Annotated in this window: 17 protein-coding genes; 8 read left to right on the top strand and 9 right to left on the bottom strand. The window is 34.8% G+C overall.

The window, feature by feature from the left end; all coding sequences use genetic code 11:
* The first annotated feature begins 111 nt into the window (after positions 1-111).
* Positions 112-2,208, top strand: a complete 2,097-nt coding sequence (locus tag BMF77_RS20645; RefSeq protein WP_148765440.1) for a RecQ family ATP-dependent DNA helicase — start codon at positions 112-114, stop codon at positions 2,206-2,208.
* 6 nt (positions 2,209-2,214) lie between these two features.
* Complete coding sequence (locus BMF77_RS20650) at positions 2,215-3,678, top strand: DNA-processing protein DprA (protein WP_246862980.1); 1,464 nt, start codon at positions 2,215-2,217, stop codon at positions 3,676-3,678.
* 211 nt (positions 3,679-3,889) lie between these two features.
* Here BMF77_RS20650 and BMF77_RS20655 read toward each other — a convergent pair whose 3' ends face one another.
* The 6 genes from BMF77_RS20655 to BMF77_RS20680 form a co-directional block, all read right to left on the bottom strand.
* On the bottom strand, positions 3,890-5,302 hold the full coding sequence (locus BMF77_RS20655) for a glycosyltransferase family 2 protein (RefSeq protein ID WP_148765442.1): 1,413 nt from the start codon (positions 5,300-5,302) through the stop codon (positions 3,890-3,892).
* Positions 5,303-5,419: 117 nt separating this feature from the next.
* Positions 5,420-8,188 (bottom strand): bifunctional acetate--CoA ligase family protein/GNAT family N-acetyltransferase, encoded by a 2,769-nt coding sequence (locus tag BMF77_RS20660; RefSeq protein WP_148765444.1) that lies wholly within the window; start codon positions 8,186-8,188, stop codon positions 5,420-5,422.
* 270 nt (positions 8,189-8,458) lie between these two features.
* On the bottom strand, positions 8,459-8,905 hold the full coding sequence (locus BMF77_RS20665) for a hydrogenase maturation protease (RefSeq protein ID WP_148765446.1): 447 nt from the start codon (positions 8,903-8,905) through the stop codon (positions 8,459-8,461).
* Between the two features lie 97 nt (positions 8,906-9,002).
* Positions 9,003-9,752 carry an SDR family oxidoreductase gene (locus BMF77_RS20670; RefSeq protein ID WP_148765448.1) on the bottom strand — a complete coding sequence of 250 codons (750 nt, stop codon included), beginning with the start codon at positions 9,750-9,752 and terminating at the stop codon, positions 9,003-9,005.
* A gap of 185 nt (positions 9,753-9,937) precedes the next feature.
* Positions 9,938-10,225: a type II toxin-antitoxin system PemK/MazF family toxin gene (locus BMF77_RS20675; RefSeq protein WP_233466919.1), complete on the bottom strand. Its 288-nt coding sequence runs from the start codon at positions 10,223-10,225 to the stop codon at positions 9,938-9,940.
* Positions 10,183-10,404 carry a ribbon-helix-helix domain-containing protein gene (locus BMF77_RS20680; protein ID WP_053538672.1) on the bottom strand — a complete coding sequence of 74 codons (222 nt, stop codon included), beginning with the start codon at positions 10,402-10,404 and terminating at the stop codon, positions 10,183-10,185. Before BMF77_RS20680 ends, BMF77_RS20675 begins: the two co-directional genes overlap by 43 nt.
* 380 nt (positions 10,405-10,784) lie before the next feature.
* On the opposite strand from BMF77_RS20680, the gene BMF77_RS20685 reads away from it, so the two are divergent.
* From BMF77_RS20685 to BMF77_RS20705, 5 genes are all read left to right on the top strand, one after another.
* Positions 10,785-11,378 carry a hypothetical protein gene (locus BMF77_RS20685; RefSeq protein WP_148765450.1) on the top strand — a complete coding sequence of 198 codons (594 nt, stop codon included), beginning with the start codon at positions 10,785-10,787 and terminating at the stop codon, positions 11,376-11,378.
* Positions 11,379-11,503: 125 nt separating this feature from the next.
* Positions 11,504-11,779 carry a hypothetical protein gene (locus BMF77_RS20690; RefSeq protein ID WP_148765452.1) on the top strand — a complete coding sequence of 92 codons (276 nt, stop codon included), beginning with the start codon at positions 11,504-11,506 and terminating at the stop codon, positions 11,777-11,779.
* On the top strand, positions 11,773-13,332 hold the full coding sequence (locus BMF77_RS20695) for an Eco57I restriction-modification methylase domain-containing protein (protein ID WP_148765454.1): 1,560 nt from the start codon (positions 11,773-11,775) through the stop codon (positions 13,330-13,332). Before BMF77_RS20690 ends, BMF77_RS20695 begins: the two co-directional genes overlap by 7 nt.
* Before the next feature lie 249 nt (positions 13,333-13,581).
* Positions 13,582-13,896, top strand: a complete 315-nt coding sequence (locus BMF77_RS20700) for a hypothetical protein (RefSeq protein WP_246862981.1) — start codon at positions 13,582-13,584, stop codon at positions 13,894-13,896.
* Positions 13,897-13,910: 14 nt separating this feature from the next.
* Complete coding sequence (locus BMF77_RS20705; RefSeq protein ID WP_168204517.1) at positions 13,911-14,264, top strand: type II toxin-antitoxin system PemK/MazF family toxin; 354 nt, start codon at positions 13,911-13,913, stop codon at positions 14,262-14,264.
* A 216-nt stretch (positions 14,265-14,480) separates the two neighbouring features.
* Here the strand turns inward: BMF77_RS20705 and BMF77_RS20710 are convergent, their stop codons facing one another.
* The 3 genes from BMF77_RS20710 to BMF77_RS28170 all read right to left on the bottom strand — a co-directional run bounded on the left by BMF77_RS20710 (position 14,481) and on the right by BMF77_RS28170 (position 17,174).
* On the bottom strand, positions 14,481-15,038 hold the full coding sequence (locus BMF77_RS20710; protein WP_053538671.1) for a hypothetical protein: 558 nt from the start codon (positions 15,036-15,038) through the stop codon (positions 14,481-14,483).
* Positions 15,038-15,586 (bottom strand): hypothetical protein, encoded by a 549-nt coding sequence (locus BMF77_RS20715; protein ID WP_148765460.1) that lies wholly within the window; start codon positions 15,584-15,586, stop codon positions 15,038-15,040. The genes BMF77_RS20710 and BMF77_RS20715 overlap by 1 nt, the downstream gene beginning before the upstream one ends.
* A gap of 511 nt (positions 15,587-16,097) precedes the next feature.
* On the bottom strand, positions 16,098-17,174 hold the full coding sequence (locus tag BMF77_RS28170) for a hypothetical protein (protein ID WP_246862983.1): 1,077 nt from the start codon (positions 17,172-17,174) through the stop codon (positions 16,098-16,100).
* A gap of 780 nt (positions 17,175-17,954) precedes the next feature.
* On the opposite strand from BMF77_RS28170, the gene BMF77_RS20725 reads away from it, so the two are divergent.
* The gene (locus BMF77_RS20725; protein ID WP_148765462.1) at positions 17,955-18,254 is read left to right on the top strand and encodes a hypothetical protein; all 300 of its coding nucleotides are present in this window, start codon (positions 17,955-17,957) and stop codon (positions 18,252-18,254) included.
* The last annotated feature ends 4 nt before the right edge of the window (positions 18,255-18,258 follow it).

Raw genomic sequence — 18,258 nt, forward strand, 5'->3', positions numbered from 1 at the left:
CAAACATCACTTCACGCTTATAGTAAGCATAAATATATTGATAGTCTCAATATAAATAGTGTTGGTTATCTTTTATGCTACGACAGTATGATAAATAGATACCCAGCATATATGACAAGCATACTCAGAGAAAAAGCATTATTCCTGATGCGTCAGGCTTTGAATAACCCAAACGCTGATTTTCGTGATGGACAATGGGAAGCCATTAAAGACTTACTAGAGAACAAATCACGGTTACTTGTTGTTCAACGCACAGGTTGGGGAAAAAGTCTAGTTTATTTTTTAGCAACTCGCTTATTAAGAGATGAAGGTGCTGGTTGTACTCTGTTAATTTCTCCTCTTTTAGCATTAATGCGAAATCAAATTGCAGCCGCCAAACGTATAGGGATAAGAGCAGAAACAATAAACTCCAGTAATACTGATGAATGGAATCTTGTCAACACAAAGTTATTAACAAATCAAGTAGATGTTTTATTAATTTCTCCAGAAAGATTAGCTAATGAAGATTTTAAACAAAATATTCTTTCACCATTAAAAACAGGTTTATTAGTAGTTGATGAAGCTCATTGTATTTCTGACTGGGGACATGATTTTCGTCCTGATTATCGCCGGATTGTCAGAGTTTTAGAAGGATTACCCAAAAATATTCCTGTTCTCACTACAACTGCTACAGCTAACAACCGAGTAGTTAATGATATTAAAGCTCAATTGGGAGAGAATTTGCGTATTTCTAGAGGTGATTTAACTAGAAAAAGTTTGCGCTTACAAAATATTTATCTTCCCAGTCAAGCAGCAAGATTAGCTTGGTTAGCGCAACATCTGCCTCAGTTACCCGGAAGTGGTATTATTTACGCATTAACTGTAAGGGATGCTCAACGAGTTGCTGATTGGTTAAAAACCCAAGGTATTAATGCTAAAGCCTATTATGGCGATTTAGATACTGAAGTTCGTATAGGATTAGAAGACGAATTACTGAATAATGAAATTAAAGCATTAGTCGCAACCACAGCTTTAGGTATGGGTTTTGATAAACCAGATTTAGGCTTTGTAATTCATTATCAAAGACCTGGTTCTGTTGTACATTATTATCAGCAAGTAGGTAGAGCCGGTAGAGCAGTAGAAACAGCATATGGTATTCTCTTAAGTGGTAATGAAGATGATGAAATTAATAATTACTTCATTAATACAGCATTTCCTCCAGAAATTCATACACAAAAAGTTTTGAATGAACTAGAAAATGCTGTTGATGGTTTTTCTATTCCTCAGTTAGAACAGAAACTCAATCTTTCAAGAGGACAAATTGATAAAGTTTTAAAAATTCTATCTCTGGAATTTCCTAACCCACCTGTAAGTAAACAAGGTTCAAAATGGTGTCTTAACCCAGTAAATTATCAATACAATACTGAAAAAATTGAATGTCTAACACAAATTCGCAGACAAGAACAAGAGCGAATGTTAGAATATATGAAAAGTCAACAATGTTTAATGGCTTTTTTAGCAACAGAATTAGATGATCCAAATCCACAAAAATGTGGTAGATGTACAGTTTGTGTAGGTACACGCTTATTACCAGAAAGTTTTACCAATGCACGACTAAATCAAGCAAATCTATTTTTACGTCGTAGTAATCAAATTCTCGAACCACGTAAACAATGGCCACCACAAGCATTATTAACTTATAGATTTTCAGGAAACATCAGAGATAATTTAAGAGCAGAACCCGGAAGAGCATTATCTTTATGGGGGGATGCGGGTTGGGGAGAATTAGTGAAACAGGGAAAATATAGAGCTAATCATTTTGATGATGAACTTGTGCAAGCTACTTTTGAGATGATTCAACTTTGGAAACCTCAACCTTTTCCGACTTGGGTAACTTGTGTTCCCTCTTTAAATCGCCCAGAACTTGTACCTAACTTTGCCAAGAGACTAGCTGAAAAATTAAGTTTACCATTTAAACCTATTGTCCGCAAAATTCGTCCAACTCAGTTACAAAAAAACATGAGTAACAGTTATCAACAAGCTCATAATTTAGATGGATCTTTTGCAATTGATTCATGGACAGGAATGAGAGGTAATGTATTATTGGTTGATGATATGGTAGATTCCCGTTGGACTTTTACTGTCATTGCAGCACTTTTGCGTAATACTGGAAGTGGATTAGTTTATCCTGTAGCATTAGCTCTTAATTCATTAGGTCAAGAGGATTAGAAAATTATGTCAAATCATGTCCTAGCACCAGATACTCAAGCAATTTTGCTATTGTGTGCTAGTTTTGGACAAAATCGCCAAACTGAACCGTTACCTCTAACTCTAAGTGAATATAACTTGTTAACAGTTTGGTTGCGAGAAAATCAAATGCGTCCCGCAGATTTATTGGAAACAACAGCAAAAGAACAATTACAAAAAATAACTAGCAATAAACTTAACCCTGATAGACTTTTAGCGTTATTACAACGGGGTGTAATGTTAAGTTTTGCAGTGGAAAAATGGACAAGTCGCGGTTTATGGATATTGGGACGTAGTGATGCTAACTATCCCAAACGGTTTAAGAAAATATTGAAACATTCAGCACCAGCAATTATTTATGGTGTGGGAAATATAGAATTATTATCTTTAGGAGGATTAGCAATTGTAGGTTCTCGTGATGTAGATGAGGATATTATTAACTACACACGCAAAGTTGCACAAACTTGTTCTCAACAAAATATACAAGTTATTTCTGGTGGTGCAAGGGGAATAGATCAAGAATCAATGTTAGGTATTTTAGATTATGGAGGAACGTCAGTTGGTGTATTAGCTGATAGTTTAACTAAAGCAGCAGTAAATAGTAAATATCGTTCTAGTATTCGAGAAGGTAGATTAACTTTAATTTCTAGCTATGATCCTGATGCTGGTTTTAATGTAGGCAGCGCAATGGGACGGAATAAATATATTTATAGTTTAGCCGATTATGCCTTAGTTGTTAATTCTGCTTTTGGTCAAGGTGGAACTTGGAATGGTGCAGTAGAAGCATTATCTAAACTCAAAGATATTCCTGTATTTGTGAGAATAACATCTTCAGTATCGGAAGGAAATCAACAATTATATAATCAAGGTGCAAAACCCTTTCCTTCAGAATTTGAAACTGGTAATTTGCGAGAAATGTTAGCAAAAGATATTGTTGATTTTGAACAGATAAAAACTGAAGTTATCATAGAAGATTCAGAATCTAAGGAGACTTCTATACCACAACATCTGCCCAATATTTCTCAAGATATTTATGAAGTTGTTTTACCTTTTATTCTCAATTCTTTACAGCAACCCAAGAGTAAAAAATATCTTGTAGATGCTTTAGAAGTGAGAGTAGGACAGATGGATGATTGGTTAAAAAGAGCTACCGATGAGGGTAAGGTAAAGGTAGAGAAAATCAATAAGTCTAAAACCGTTCATTATTTTAATAATATTGCAGAAGATTTGCCAACTATTTCTAAAGATATTTATGAGGCTGTTTTACCTCTTATCCTTAATAACTTACAGCAACCCAAGAGTAAAAAATATCTTGTAGATGCTTTAGAAGTGAGAGTAGGACAGATAGATGATTGGTTAAAAAGAGCTACCGATGAGGGTAAGGTAAAGAGATATGAGAAACCAGTTCGTTATCAGGTAATACCATCAGTTAATCAATTATCTTTGTTGTGATTTTAAGGCTAAGGCAGTTATACGCCAATACAAAAAAATGAAGGATAAAAAATTCGGCATTGCTGAATTGAGGTATGAAATTAGAAAACACAAAATCTAAAACTTTGCGTCTTTGCTCCTTTGCGTCTTTGCGCGAAATAAAATTCATACCCTTAATCAGCAACGCCAAAAATTCATCCTTCACTCTACAAACTTTATGGTTTTTATTTCCTTATTTCTCAACACCTGTATGGACAGTTTTCACCCATTTGAGGCGTTTTGGTCGGAAAGACATTCGCGCCGTGGTGCTACTCATAACTACTAACCAATGCAACATATATAAACTGCCGCGAAGGGTTTGTAAAAGTAACATTAAATAGGTAGATGGTTTAAATTGTTGATCGGAACGGACGTGCTTTAAACCAGCAAACATTCCTACTACTGACATCCCCAAAGATAAGCCAGTTACAGAACTTAACATGGGGGGACGATGACGAGCGATCGCCATGAATATATCTGGTATTGCTGCTGTCGGTAAAATATACATTGTTACCATAAAGATCAACAAATCCCAGGTTTTCCTTGTCCCCATGCGGTTTTTGAGGATCAGATCCCAGTAGTCTAAATAACGTTGATAACCACCTTCTGCCCATCGGTTACGTTGATGCCAAAGGGCTGTAGCATTGGTGACCGCTTCTTCTTGCACTGGCGGATAAAAAACACATTCAATATCCCATTTATCCAGATGTAACCGGATAGTTAAATCCAGATCATCAGTGATAGTTTCCTCATTCCAACCACCGCAACTAGCCAAAGCTTGACGACGGACAAATTGACCATTTCCGCGGAGTTCACCAATGCCACCGATAGCAGTGCGCTGTTGTTGAAACCAAATATCCAACAACATTTCTGCCATTTGTCCCTTAGTCCAAAAATTTTCCTTAGCATTGGCGATCGCTTTACGCATTTGTACCGCCCCTACCCGTTCTTTTTGAAACAACGGAACTATTTGTAATAGCAAATCCGGTGTAACTTGGGCATCGGCATCAAATACAGCAATAACCTCTCCCTTTGTCAGCGGTAATACTTGATTTAATGCCCCCGATTTGCCGCCACTAGCGTCAGGATCACGCCTAAATACATTAAGTTGTTGATATTCCTGCTTGAGTTGGGCGAGTAATTGGGGTGTATTGTCCGTACTATTATCATCAATAATCCAGACTTCATATTGACCATTACCGTATTCCAGATTACACAGATTCTTAACTAATCTGCCAATTACCGCTTCTTCATTTTTAGCAGCCACCAACACAGAAACAAAAGGCAAATCTCCCTCTATCTCTTGGGAATGGTGACGGGGTTTGGCAAAAATAATCCCCAAAGCATGAATACCTAGCATTGTTGTTAGTCCCAGGACAAATATCGAACCCCAGGAAACTAAATGCAAGGTAATAGTACCACTCCAGACTATAGTTAAAACTAGAGCAGCTTTGCCTCTACGGCCTTTAAATCGGCTGGGTGGTAGAGACGCGGAATCCGTCCTTACTTCTGATTCCTCATCTACTGATAGGTCAGTAAAGATAGAGTCAAGGGGATCAGAGTTTCCGTTATCAGCATCATTTTCAGGACAGGAATTCGCCGGCATAGGTTACATAATTCAAAAACATCTATGCTATGTAGCTTTTATTTACAGACTAATACTGTAACAGATTCCTGTCCACCTAATTATAACTTGCTGAAAAAATTTTTCAGGAAACCCCATTTAAAGTTTAATTTCTGCCCTTAATACTGTTGTATCACTTGTATTTGTGATTTGGAACCCAAGTTTTTCACATACTCGTTGCATACCTGAATTATCAGCTAAAATATCAGCATAGATACAGCAACTTCTCTCGTTTTTACCAACTTCTAACAATCTGCGGAGTAATTCTGTCCCTAAGCCTTGATCTTGAAATTTGTCGCTAACTAGCATCGCAAATTCTGCCGCATTACTACCATGTAATTTACTTAATCTTCCTACTGCTAATATTTCCCGCTTTTCTGTTTCGGGATTTTGGTATTCTGCAACTAAAGCCATTTCTCGATCATAGTCAATAAAGCATATTCGGGTGAGTCGTTCATGGGTAATGCGTTGACTCAATTTAATCATGTGGAAATAGCGGAAATAAACACTTTCTTCTGATAAGGTTTTGTGAAATTCTACCATTAATGGTTCGTCTTCGGGACGAATAGGACGAATAGTAATTGGTGTACCATTATTCAATTTCCAATTACTAATATATTGACTAGGATAGGGACGAATGGCTAATTTTGGTAGTTGATGTTTTTCCACATCAGCAGAATGTAAAACTATCCGCGCATCTAAGGCAATTAATCCTCCAGGATTTATAGGAGTGGGAGGAATAGCCAACAGCGGATTAATATCAATTTCTTTAATCCCAGGTTGTTCCACAACTAATTGACTAAATTCTACCATTAATTGTTCAAGAGCAGCAATATCAATACTTTTCCGTCCTCTGACCCCTTGCAAGGCTTTGTAAATTTTAGTTTGTTCCATCATCCGTCGTGCTAGGGTAGTATTGAGAGGAGGAAGGGCAATAGAACTATCTTGAAAAACTTCCACCAATTGTCCCCCAGCACCAAATAATAATACAGGTCCAAATTGCGGATCTAAACTACTCCCAATAATTAATTCATAGCCATCAGTTTTGATCATTGGTTGTACAGTTACACCCAAAAAATCTTCCGCTTTGGCTTTCTCTTTTACGGATTTTTGAATATTTTGAAAAGCACATTTTACCGATTCCGCATTTTGCAAATTTAACTGCACACCACCCACATCAGTTTTATGGGTAATAGTCTGAGAATAAAGTTTTAAAACAACGGGATAACCCAGATTTTCTGCACATTCCACTGCTTTATCTGCACTTTCAGCAGTGCAACCTGCAACTACAGGAATGCCGTAAGCGGCTAAAATGTCTTTAGATTCAAATTCTGTGAGAATTGTTCTTTTTGCTGTTCTGGCGGCTTGAATAATATTTTCGACTATGGCACAATTACGAGTATTAGCATCACAAGTTAATGTCGGTAAAACTGGAGTTTCATAAATACCGCGCAGGTTATAACTGGATTTCCACATATAACTAAATACCCGCGCTGCTGTATCGGGATAAGCATAAGTGGGAATACCTTGACGGTTAAGAATTTGTTGTCCCGCAGCTACATCAGCACCACCCATCCAACTGGCTAAAATTGGTTTACCAGACATTTGTACATAAGGTTTTAATTGTTCGGCTATTTGGGTAGGATCTGTCATTGCCTGAGGCGTTAAAATTACTAATAACCCATCACTATTGGGATCTTTTGTGATAATTTCTAAGGCTTTTTTATAACGTTGGGGATCAGCATCTCCTAAAATATCAATAGGATTATTATGACTCCATTGCGGGGGTAAAATGTCATTTAAGGAAGTCATTATTTCTGGAGAAATTGCTGCTAATTCTCCTCCATTTTCAATTAATGTATCTGTTGCTAATACTCCTGGACCACCAGCATTAGTTAAAATCGTCAATCGTGAACCTTGGGGACGGGGTTGTTTTGCTAATACTTCTGACATATCAAATAAATCAGAAATACTATTGACTCGTAATACCCCACAACGGCGAAAAGCTGCATCTAATACGGCATCATTTCCTGTTAATGCACCCGTGTGAGAAGCTGCGGCTTTAGCTGCGGCTGTAGTACGACCGGCTTTAATGACAATGATCGGTTTTGTTAATGCCACTTCTCGCGCTGCTGACAGAAAAGAACGCGCATCCCCAATGGATTCCATATAAATTACAATACTTTTAGTATGGGGATCATCTCCGAGATAATAAATTAAATCTCCCCAACCAATATCTAACATTGAACCAATGGAAATGAAGGCACTAAAACCAACATTCTCCTGTAAACTCCAATCAAGAACTGATGTACATAATGCTCCACTTTGACTAATAAAGCCAACTGTTCCTGGTAGTGCCATTCTACTAGCAAATGTGGCATTTAAACCGGAAATTGGATTCATTACTCCTAAACAATTGGGTCCAATAATTTTAATTTTTCCTCGGTGTGCTTGTTGCAGGATTTCCTGTTCTAAAGTTAGACCTTTTTCACCTACTTCTTTAAATCCGGCGGAAATAATAATTGCTCCTTTAATTCCGGCATCAACGCAATCAGCAATAATTTTTGGGACTGTAGATGCAGGAGTGGCAATAACAGCTAAATCTATTTTTTCAGGAACATCAAATATAGTAGAATAAGCTTTAATTCCTAATATACTAGAATGCTGAGGATTAACGGGAAAAACAGTTCCTCCAAAGGGATTAGTGATTAAGTTCCAAAGTAGATTTCGTCCCACACTTCCGGGTTTTTCACTTGCACCAATGACAGCAACAGTGTTAGGTGCAAAAATGGCATCTAATGGGTTTAATTTCTCTGGACAAAAGATATTGTAAGGCTTGTTGGTGATTGGTTTGATAGGTGCTTCCATGACTACTCCTTAATCAGTTATAGCGGTATGCTATTGAATGAGGTACAATATTGATGGAAAAAGCCCGTCTGGGAATGAATTCCCAGTCTCATAGCTAAAGTCAGCTAAAGATGACTAAAAATTCTCAAAAATCCTCAGTTTACTTAAGTAAAGTTTGGCTATTAGCCAGGAAATATGGCTTACCCTACACCATCATTTCAGTGCGGGTATGGAAGCCAATAAATAAACTATTTTTAGCTGAAGTTGACACCACTGCTTCTGGACAGAACCCTATTTTTCAATTGTATTAAGAATTTGCATAATTGTAACTATGGCGATCGCTATACCTGTTTCTGCTGTTGGTGAAATGCGATCGCTCAGTTCAAAATTCACTCCTGGGACTGAGACTAACCACGCTGAGGGACAATGACCATAGAGGATTTGAGAAAGGGCAAGTAGGGATGACGGATTACTAATATGGGTATTAATAGTATTCAACTCAGACGGTAATAATGATTGCACCTGCACCTGACCAGATTGGGAATTGATACAAGCATCAACAAAAATTGCTAAATTGACATTTGCTAAAGGTGCAGCTAATTCTGGTGTCAATTGATGAACTGCAATGGATTGCACAGATGATAAACAACAATCTTTGATAGCTTTTGCCACTTGTTGTCCAATAGCATCATCACCACGTAAATCATTGCCATAACCAATCACCAATGCACGTACCATTATTTTTCAACTCTTTTGATCTAGTACAACACGGCATTTTTAATTTTCCTCCTAAATGTTTTTGAAACATCAAATAAATTGTTATTTTTGAAGTCATTTACTGAGCCATAAAACCTCCGTCTATGACAAGGTGTTCTCCCGTAATAAAGGAAGCCTGATCTGAACAAAGAAAAACTACTGCATTAGCAACTTCTTCTTCTTTTCCGACTCTACCCATGGGATGTTTGTTAATAAACTCTCGATAAAAAGGAATAGAAAAAAAAGGACGAGCCAGATCTGTATCAATCACCCCCGGACATACTGCATTAACACGAATATTTGATTGGGCAACTTCTAAAGCCACTGTTTTAGTTAAGCCTAATACCGCGTGTTTACTAGCTGTATAAAGATGTGTAGGAGATAAACCAGTTAACCCCAAAATTGAAGCACAATTAACAATTGTTCCCCCTCCCTGCTTCAACATTTGAGATATTTCATATTTCAGGCAAAGAAATACACCTTTAACATTGACATTAAAGACTTGTTCATAATTTTCAACTGTTTCCTCTGTAATTGGATTGACACTCAAACAACCGGCATTATTAAAAGCACAATCAAGACGACTATAGATTTCAACGGTTTTTCCTATTAAATTTTTAACCTGTTTTTCTTGAGTAACATCAGTTTGAATAAAAAGACCTTCTCCACCTGCTTTTTTGATTAATTCAACAGTTTCTTCTCCTTCCTTAACCCTACGGGCGGCAACAACAACTTTTGCCCCTTCCTTAGCAAAGGCAACTGCTGTTGCTCGACCAATACCAGAACTAGCACCTGTGACTAAAACAACTTTATCTTCAAAGTTTTTCATAGTTTAAATCTGCTTTATTATAAGATTATAAAAAGTTTTTTACGACCCAAATTCCACCAAAAGGCATAATTGTATATTGGCAGGTGATATGAATTAGCTGAATGCTTACGATTTATCCTTTGCTTTAAAACTAGCATAAAGATTTGAGAAATTTCTGATAAGACACAAAAACACTGAAAACAAACTTATGTAAACATAGCCTGTATTTTTTGCATATTCGTTATAACCCACATTCCGCCCACAGAAAGTCCATTTTGTGCTGATATAGGTACTTCAACTACCGCAGGTGAAATGCGGGGGTTATTCGGTTTTGCGGAAGTAAAAGGTAAAACTGTGACTTTGCTGCGTTGGTTGTTAAACAAAGTCCCAGAAATTATCAGTGCTGGACGAGTTTTTTGAATTTCTGTACCTACGGATGGGTCAAATGTTACTATCCAGATGCTTCCCATTCGGTAATCGCTATGTTTTGCCATTCACTTTCCCAACCTAATTCTAATTCATCAACCAAGGCGCAAGCTGCGGCTAGTGCTTCATCTTGTTGTTTTTCTTGCCATTGTTTCAAGAGATTTTCAATCAACGCACTACGGTTTTCAACTTTTTGGTCAATGTAATTTAGTAGTTCCTCTGGCAATGAAATTGAGATTTTAGCCATATCCTACTCACAGTCATACTATAAGTAGTATAGCCTAATTTGATATTTTTAGTCTAGTAGTTTGTAAATATAGAATTTGATTTAGTTCGGGTGATAATTTTGGTGATGAGGTGAATATTTACACGATGGCAGCGAACTACTTGCAGCAGCGCTAGTTCCCTCCGGGACGCTTCGCGAACGCTATCGCTCTATTAATCCCTAGTAATAGTTGGGTCAGATAATGTGAACAGATACAGGGTTTCTGGGTTGTAATTTAGGGTTATTAATGGTGGGTTATGTTCCCAAAATCATTAAATATTATTAAATTTTTGTTGTTATGAATTTATTTTCTATATCATAATACGCTGTATACTAAAAAGCTAAATAATGGAACAATAATTATGACATTTCAAATAACTCCAGAAAATACCCAAAATAAATCTACTTTGTTGGAATATTTTAGGGAATTAGGAAATGAAAAACTTTCTGAAATCAGAATAGAAGTCGATACTGAAAAATATAAAAAAGATACTAAAAAATATAAAAAAGGCACTAAGAAGTATCACAAAAATACTAAAAAATATAAAGAAAAAATTACTGGTGATATCAATACAGCAATAAATACAATCAAGAAATATTTTTTAGATGAAATTATTAACACTGCAATTCAAGATAATTGGAATGATAAAGATAAACTGTCTTCACTTCTTTTCACTACTTATTGCGCTAATGTAGTAATGCTTGATTTACGTCATGAAGTGTGGCCTTATGAATATATGGCATTTTCTCGACGAATTGGTGAGCTTTGGGAAGATTTTGTGAGATTACCATTTTTGTACGCGCCAAAGGCAGCAGAATTAACCTCTTTTGTACCACCACTTTTTTCTGAAGTTAGAAAAAATCTAAAAGGAGATATTAAAGAATATATTGATACTTTGTCCATTTCTCAAGAACAAAAATTAAACTCATCAATGATTATGAAAAACTATGGTTAGTTATTGATTCTGGAAAAATAAGTCTTGAGTTAGATTTTCATGCTACTATTAGAGGTAAAAGATTCAATATAGATTTTAAAAGTGGATTTGGATCAAATGAGAAAGGAAATACTAACCGACTGCTTATGGTGCCAACTATTTATTCTAAATTATTAGAAGATGAATATAGTAATATTCTCCTTGTTCGTGCTAAAGAAGAGTCGAATAATAATTACTTTCAAGCGTTAAAAAATTCTGGGTTTTGGAATGCGTATTTTGGTGATGAAGCTTATGAAAAAATTGGTGATTTTACACATTTTGATATCCAAAACTGGATAAATTCAAATATTGATTGGCAAAATGATTTATTAAGTACAAGTGATCTTCAGAAATCTAATTTAATGGGATATTTACAATGGTAAGAGAAACAAGATATAGAGATAAATACCAAACTTATTTTACATCAGATCAAGCTTTATCTTCATATATGGTTTCACTATTGAGACTAGAAGTGAATGACAAACTACTTGAACCCTGTGCAGGAGAAGGACATCTTTTAGCAGCAGCACTTGATATTAATAAAGATATATCATCTGTCGCTTATGAGTTACATCCTGAACACGCAAAAAATCTCAAATTAAAGTTTAGTAACTTAAAGAATGTAGAAATAAGAGAAAGGGATACTATATTTTGTCCAGATTTAGACCTTTGTGAGTCTTTTGATCACAAATTTACAAAGATTTTGGGCAATCCTCCCTATGGAGGTTGGCAAGAATATGAGCGTCGTACAGAATTAAAAAGAAAATATCCGGGATTTTATATTAAAGAGACATATACTGTTTTTTTGCTACGTTGTCTCAAATTACTCGCACAAAAAGGAAGACTTGTATTTATTATTCCTGACACTTTTTTGTATCTTCACAGTTATATTACTATTAGACGTTATATTCTCGAAGAATTTACAATTGAAAGTATAGATGTCTTTCGTTCATCTCTATTTCCTGGTATTTCATTTGGTTATGCTGGTCTTTGTATTATTTCTATACGTGCTGAAAAACCGAAATACAACCATTCTTTTTCTGTGAAATTTGTTGACTCTTTAGGAGATTTTACAGAATCCCCAAATATGAAATCTAATGGTAATAATATCATTCAGAAAGATATTTTTGATAATGAATCTCTATCCATTTCTATATCGGCTAATGAATCAGTTTTTAATAAATTGTCAAATAATATAATTAAAATGGCTGATATTGCTGACTGTGTGACAGGTTTCTACTCAGGAAATGATAGAGTTTTTCTGCGGAAAGCATCTGTTTTAGTCAAAGGTTCTGCTGATTATTTAGTCGTTAATTCTAGTTCTATTGAAACTAAACCTTCTACATTAAAAAATCCTTTAAATGGAATAGAAGGATCAAAACATTTTATTCCTATTCTAAAAGGCGGTGGTTATAATTTTATGAAACCAACTCAATGGTATGTAGATTGGAGTCAGGATGCAGTTGAACATTATAAAACAAATAAAAAATCAAGATTTCAAAACTCATCCTACTATTTTAAAACAGGAATTGGCTTTCCTATGGTGACATCTAAACGTCCTACGGCTGCATTAATTGAGGAAAGTCTTTTTGATCAATCTATAGTAGGAATTTTTCCCAAATCTTCAGTTGATTTATATTTTCTATTAGCTTATTGTAACTCGCCAGTATTTTGGGTTTGCTTAAAAGATATTAATCCATCTGCAAATAATTCTGCTAGGTATATTTTAAAAACTCCTGTAATTTTACCAGATGAGGATACTCTAAAATATATCTCTTTGAAAACTCAAGAATTACTAGTAGAACTCAAGCAAGGTAATAAACAAGTATTATGTGAAATTCTACAACAAGAAATTATTGATTCTATTATGAAATATGTTCATAAGCAGGTATCTCATAAACTGGTAGATACATCTGTTATCAATCTTCTTTCATAGTTGTAAAATTGGTGATAATTTTCAGGTGAGGTGAATATTTCTAAGTGTATATGTCATGGTTCTATTGTTTTCTCTTATTTACACGATAGCTTCGCTCTCTTCGAGACGCTACGCGAATGCCGAAGGGATCGCTCTAGTAATCCCTAGTCATAGTTGAGTGAGATAATGTGAACAGATACAGGGTTTTTATAGACTAATTCGCCATCATTTGATATAATGTAGAACGACAATCACATTATGATAAGAACCATGTCACAAACTGGATTAAATCTATTCATTCCGATGGAGTTATTGATTAACTCTTTAAATGCGCTAAGTTTATCAGAAAAACGGCAGATTTCGCAGCTTCTTAATGAAGCGATCGCTGATGCTGAAGAGGAAAATTGGCGAGAAGATGAAGAGACTAAAAAAGAAATTCAATTAGTCCGTGATGAATATGCGACTGGTAATTACAGTAAATTTAGTAATATCAAAGAACAGTTGAAACAAGGATCTATTAAAAGAGCAGAACGTGATTTAGGATTAGTTGAAGAGTGGTTTAATCTGGAAGAAGAAGCGTATTAAGTAAAGGAAAAATTATCTATCCCCAACGTGGTGAAATCTACTTGGTTAATTTTGATCCAACTATAGGTTCAGAAATCAAAAAAACACGCCCAGCTTTAATTTTGCAGAATGACGTTTCTAATCAATATAGTCCTATAACTATTGTTGCTGCTATTACTTCTCAGTTTACAGAACCTTTGTATCATACTGAAGTGCTAATTAAAGTACCAGAAGGAGGTTTACAGGTTGATTCTGTTGCGCTTCTTAATCAAATTCGTTCTATTGATAAACAAAGGTTAATTAAACGTTTGGGCGTTCTGGATGTAGTGACAATGGAAGATGTAGATAGAGCAATTCAGATTAGTCTAGGTTTAGTGAATTTAACATAAATGAATATTTCCAGGTGTATCTGTGATGGTTCTATTGTCTTCTCGTACTCACGCGATCTGCTTGCAGCAGCGCTAGTTCCCTCCGGGACGCTTCGCGAACGCTATCGCTCCACTAATCCCTCATAATGGTTGAGTGAGATGATGTGAACAGATACAGAGTTTTCGGGTTGTAATAAGTGCGTTATTAGATGAATAGAAATTCTATATCCAGTTAGATTAATTAATAGCAACAGAAGGCTCAATAACTGACGACAAGAAACCCTTGATTTTTTGTATTAATGGATGTTGTTGCAATATCTTAATTTCATCATCATTTAGATTTCTAAGTATTGTGTCATTGAGTGAGTGTTTTTTACCTAAGATTGCCTCTAAAAATTCTTTAGGGTTACTTTGAGCAAATTGCCATTCTAAATCATTAAATGGATCTTTTCTTTTTGCTATTTTTTCAATTAATGATTTATCCTGTAAAAATATGGATTCTATTTCTGGAACTGCTAGAGAAACTTGAAAAGGAATACCAGATGATGCTTGATTTAATACATAATTAATTAAATCTTGCTTTTCAAATACTTGAGATTCGTTATTTGTATCTGCATCTATGACAAGAGCAACTGGTGTTTTTCGAGTAGCAAGCAGTGAACTAGCTAAAGAACGCGCTCTATAAGAACTTGCACCAGCTATAAATTTGATGTCTTGAATCAAATTTTTTGGTAGTAATTTCTGTAAAATTACTATATCTCTATCTCTTTCTGTAAGAATGTATGCTAGTGTCATTAGAAACTCTCCGTTGTAACGTCGTAATTGGGGATACATTTTTGAACACAAACACGATATTTTTTGACTAGAAATTCACATATACATTTATTTTCTAGTGAATATTCAATTTCTTCTCCTCCCCATAATAGAATAGTTTGAGGAGCGACAAACCCAGTTAAAGTTACTGTGGCTTCTGTAAATCCAGTTCGACTAAATACGCTACCAATCGCTGTTGCCGGTCTTCGTAGTAATTGATTTCGTAATTTAGCTATGGGTACAATATTAACCTCTTCAGTTGTATCTTTACATTCTATCAGGCAGGCTAGGCTGTTTGTATATACTACTCCATCAATTTGTTCTACTATTTTACCTTGAATTGTCACAGTATAAGGCCAAGCTATATCAGCACCATCAAGTTCAAATGCACGTAAAACCAAATATTCTAGTGCTTTACCTGCATCCCAAAACTTTGAGGTCTTTTTTTCTTTTATTTCTGACCATAATTTTATTAAATCATCCCATTGATAGGTAGTAATTCTTGTTTGATATTCTGCATCTGTGGTCATAATTCCATTTCAAGTGTATTAATTTATTGACGATTTAATATTATACTACTAGCACGTAAGCTATTTATTCTAGAATTTGATTTAGTTCAGGTGACAATTATTAGGTGAGGTTAATATTTGTGCGATCGCCCTAAACATCCCTAGTAATGATTGAGTGAGATAACATAAACATATACAGGGTAAGGTTCTCAGGTGCGAACTGCTTGCAGCAGCGCTAGTTCCCTCCGGGACGCTTCGCGAACGCTATCGCTCCACTAATCCCTAGTAATGCTTGAGTAAGATAACGTAAACAGATACAGGGTAAGGTTTTCAGACTGCGAACTGCTTGCAGCAGCGCTAGTTCCCTCCGGGACGCTTCGCGAACGCTATCGCTCCAGTAATCCCTCGTAATGGTTGGGTGAAATAATGCGAACATATAGGGTTTTTGGGTTGTAACAAGTGCGTTATTAATGGTGGGTTATGTTGCTGTTTATTATTAAGTTTTGCATCTCAATCTAACCTACTTGCTCATTTATTTATAATCTAAGATTATTTTAATTACAATATTTTCAAATTCTTTATTAATTTCTCGAAGTTTTTCTTCTAAAGTCTTCTCCGGTAGCTTTCTAAATTGATGAACAATCAGACACCTAACATCATATAAAACACCACCTAAGTCCTGTTTTTTGCTAATATCATCTTTTTCATTGCTATCATCATCATTAAATAATTTAATTAATTCATTACAGGATATGAGTAAATTTGGATTATTAATTTTTACATCATTGTTGATTAATATGGATACTCTTCTGTCTTCTTTAGAAATATCTTCTATCTTATTCTTAAGTTTACGTACATCTTTATCTTCAGAAATATTGAATTTACTAATTTCCTCTACAATTCTTCTTTCAAAAACTATCTGTATCATAAGTTCAATGACTTGGTAAAGAAGATAAAATCTGACTAAATGATGTTCCTCATTTTTCAACAAATCTTTGAACAATCTATAAAGATAATCTTCTTTTTGTAAACATGGGGAATTTTTCTGAATTATGAGCTTTTTACCACTAGGATTTTCACTATCAGATATAGTATCAATTTCTTTTAAATTCTCAGTTGGTTCACAGAAGTAATAACCGTATGAATATAAAGAAGTTATATAATTATCAATCTGAAAATTATCAATTTTTTGAAGTGATGAGTTGCATAAAACAAGTATTATAATGTCCTCCCCGTAAAAGTCAGTTAATTCATAATTATTTCTTATGGTGGTCAACTGAGGATTGAATGTTGTGTATTTTTCTTTATTTTTCAATAATTTTTGAAATAGATCCTTATCTTGATTTTCCAGTGCCAGCTTTTCTAAACTTTTGATACTTTCAAGTAAATCTCTTCTATCTAAACTCGACTCATCTCTGAGAATATAAGAAGTAAAACCATCTATAACATCGTTGAATCTATATTCTCCAATTCGATGTGGAGTTGTTTCCTCAACTTCTTTAAGTAACCGTATTTCTGAAGAAATATTTTTATCAAGATAATTTGAATATAATATTTCTATTTGATGTCTCACAGACATGGGTGATTGACCTGTATTTAAGGTTAACATTCTATACAAAATACCTATTTTATTAATACCTAAATAAGTTTCAAATCTTAATTTATGTCCATGAAAATTTGTTAGTCTATAAAAACGGTTATTCAGTTTTAAAAAATTCTTACCCTGGGGTCGGGAACTCTAAATTGTGATCAAACCTAATTCACGTTTTGAAGGCCGTATCCAACTCTTTGCTCCAAGGAGTACCCAAGGCTCACAAACTCATGGTATCTAATATCTACAGGTTTGTCAAGTCTCTAAAATAAATATTTCAAATTTCCGTAACTCTAAGTTATATACTCATCTTTAACGCATCTATCTTATGACATAATTAATACTGAAATTTTTAACATGATTAACCCTACTACCTATGATAGTCTTTGCATAGTTTTTTCTGAATCACGCCTTTCAACGTATTTGAATGCGACCAATGAAGATAAGCTAGAAGCCTTGAAACTATATACACTGAATATGAGTTTATCAGAATCTCTATATTCATTCCTATGTGTATTTGAAATAGCTTTACGAAATCGTATTAGTAATGTACTTGTTAAAGAATTTAGGGATAATTAGTTTGAGGAAAAAGCAGGTAAGTGGTTAAATGGAAAAGCTGCAACGGAATGGCATGACAAAAATGGTAATACTCAAAGAGCAAGGTTATTAAAACAGATAGACAAAGCAAAAGAAGAAATTAACAAGCAGAATAAAAAAATTAACAATCCACAATATCACAAGCTACTTACATCAGATACTTTAACTCCAGAGCTAAACTTCGGTTTTTGGACAGAAATTATGGGATCTGACTATGACAGAATTATATGGCATATTGGTTCTCCTCGTTATATTCATGAAGTTTTTCCAAATGCTCCTGAAAAACACAATCTTATGCGCGATATTAAAAGAATAAGAAGAATTTTAAACGAAATAAGGGTTATACGTAACCGTGTATTTCATCATGAACCTGTTTTCAATACTAGAAACTTATCATTTGATGAATTACTGACAACCTACGAAAATGCTAAGGAATTACTAGGTTGGTTAAGTAAAGACGCTTTATGTTTTTTTGAAGAAAATAATCAATTTGAGAAATAGAGAT

The organism is Dolichospermum sp. UHCC 0315A (assembly GCF_008121535.1).
In the GTDB taxonomy this organism is placed as follows: Bacteria; Cyanobacteriota; Cyanobacteriia; order Cyanobacteriales; family Nostocaceae; genus Dolichospermum; species Dolichospermum lemmermannii.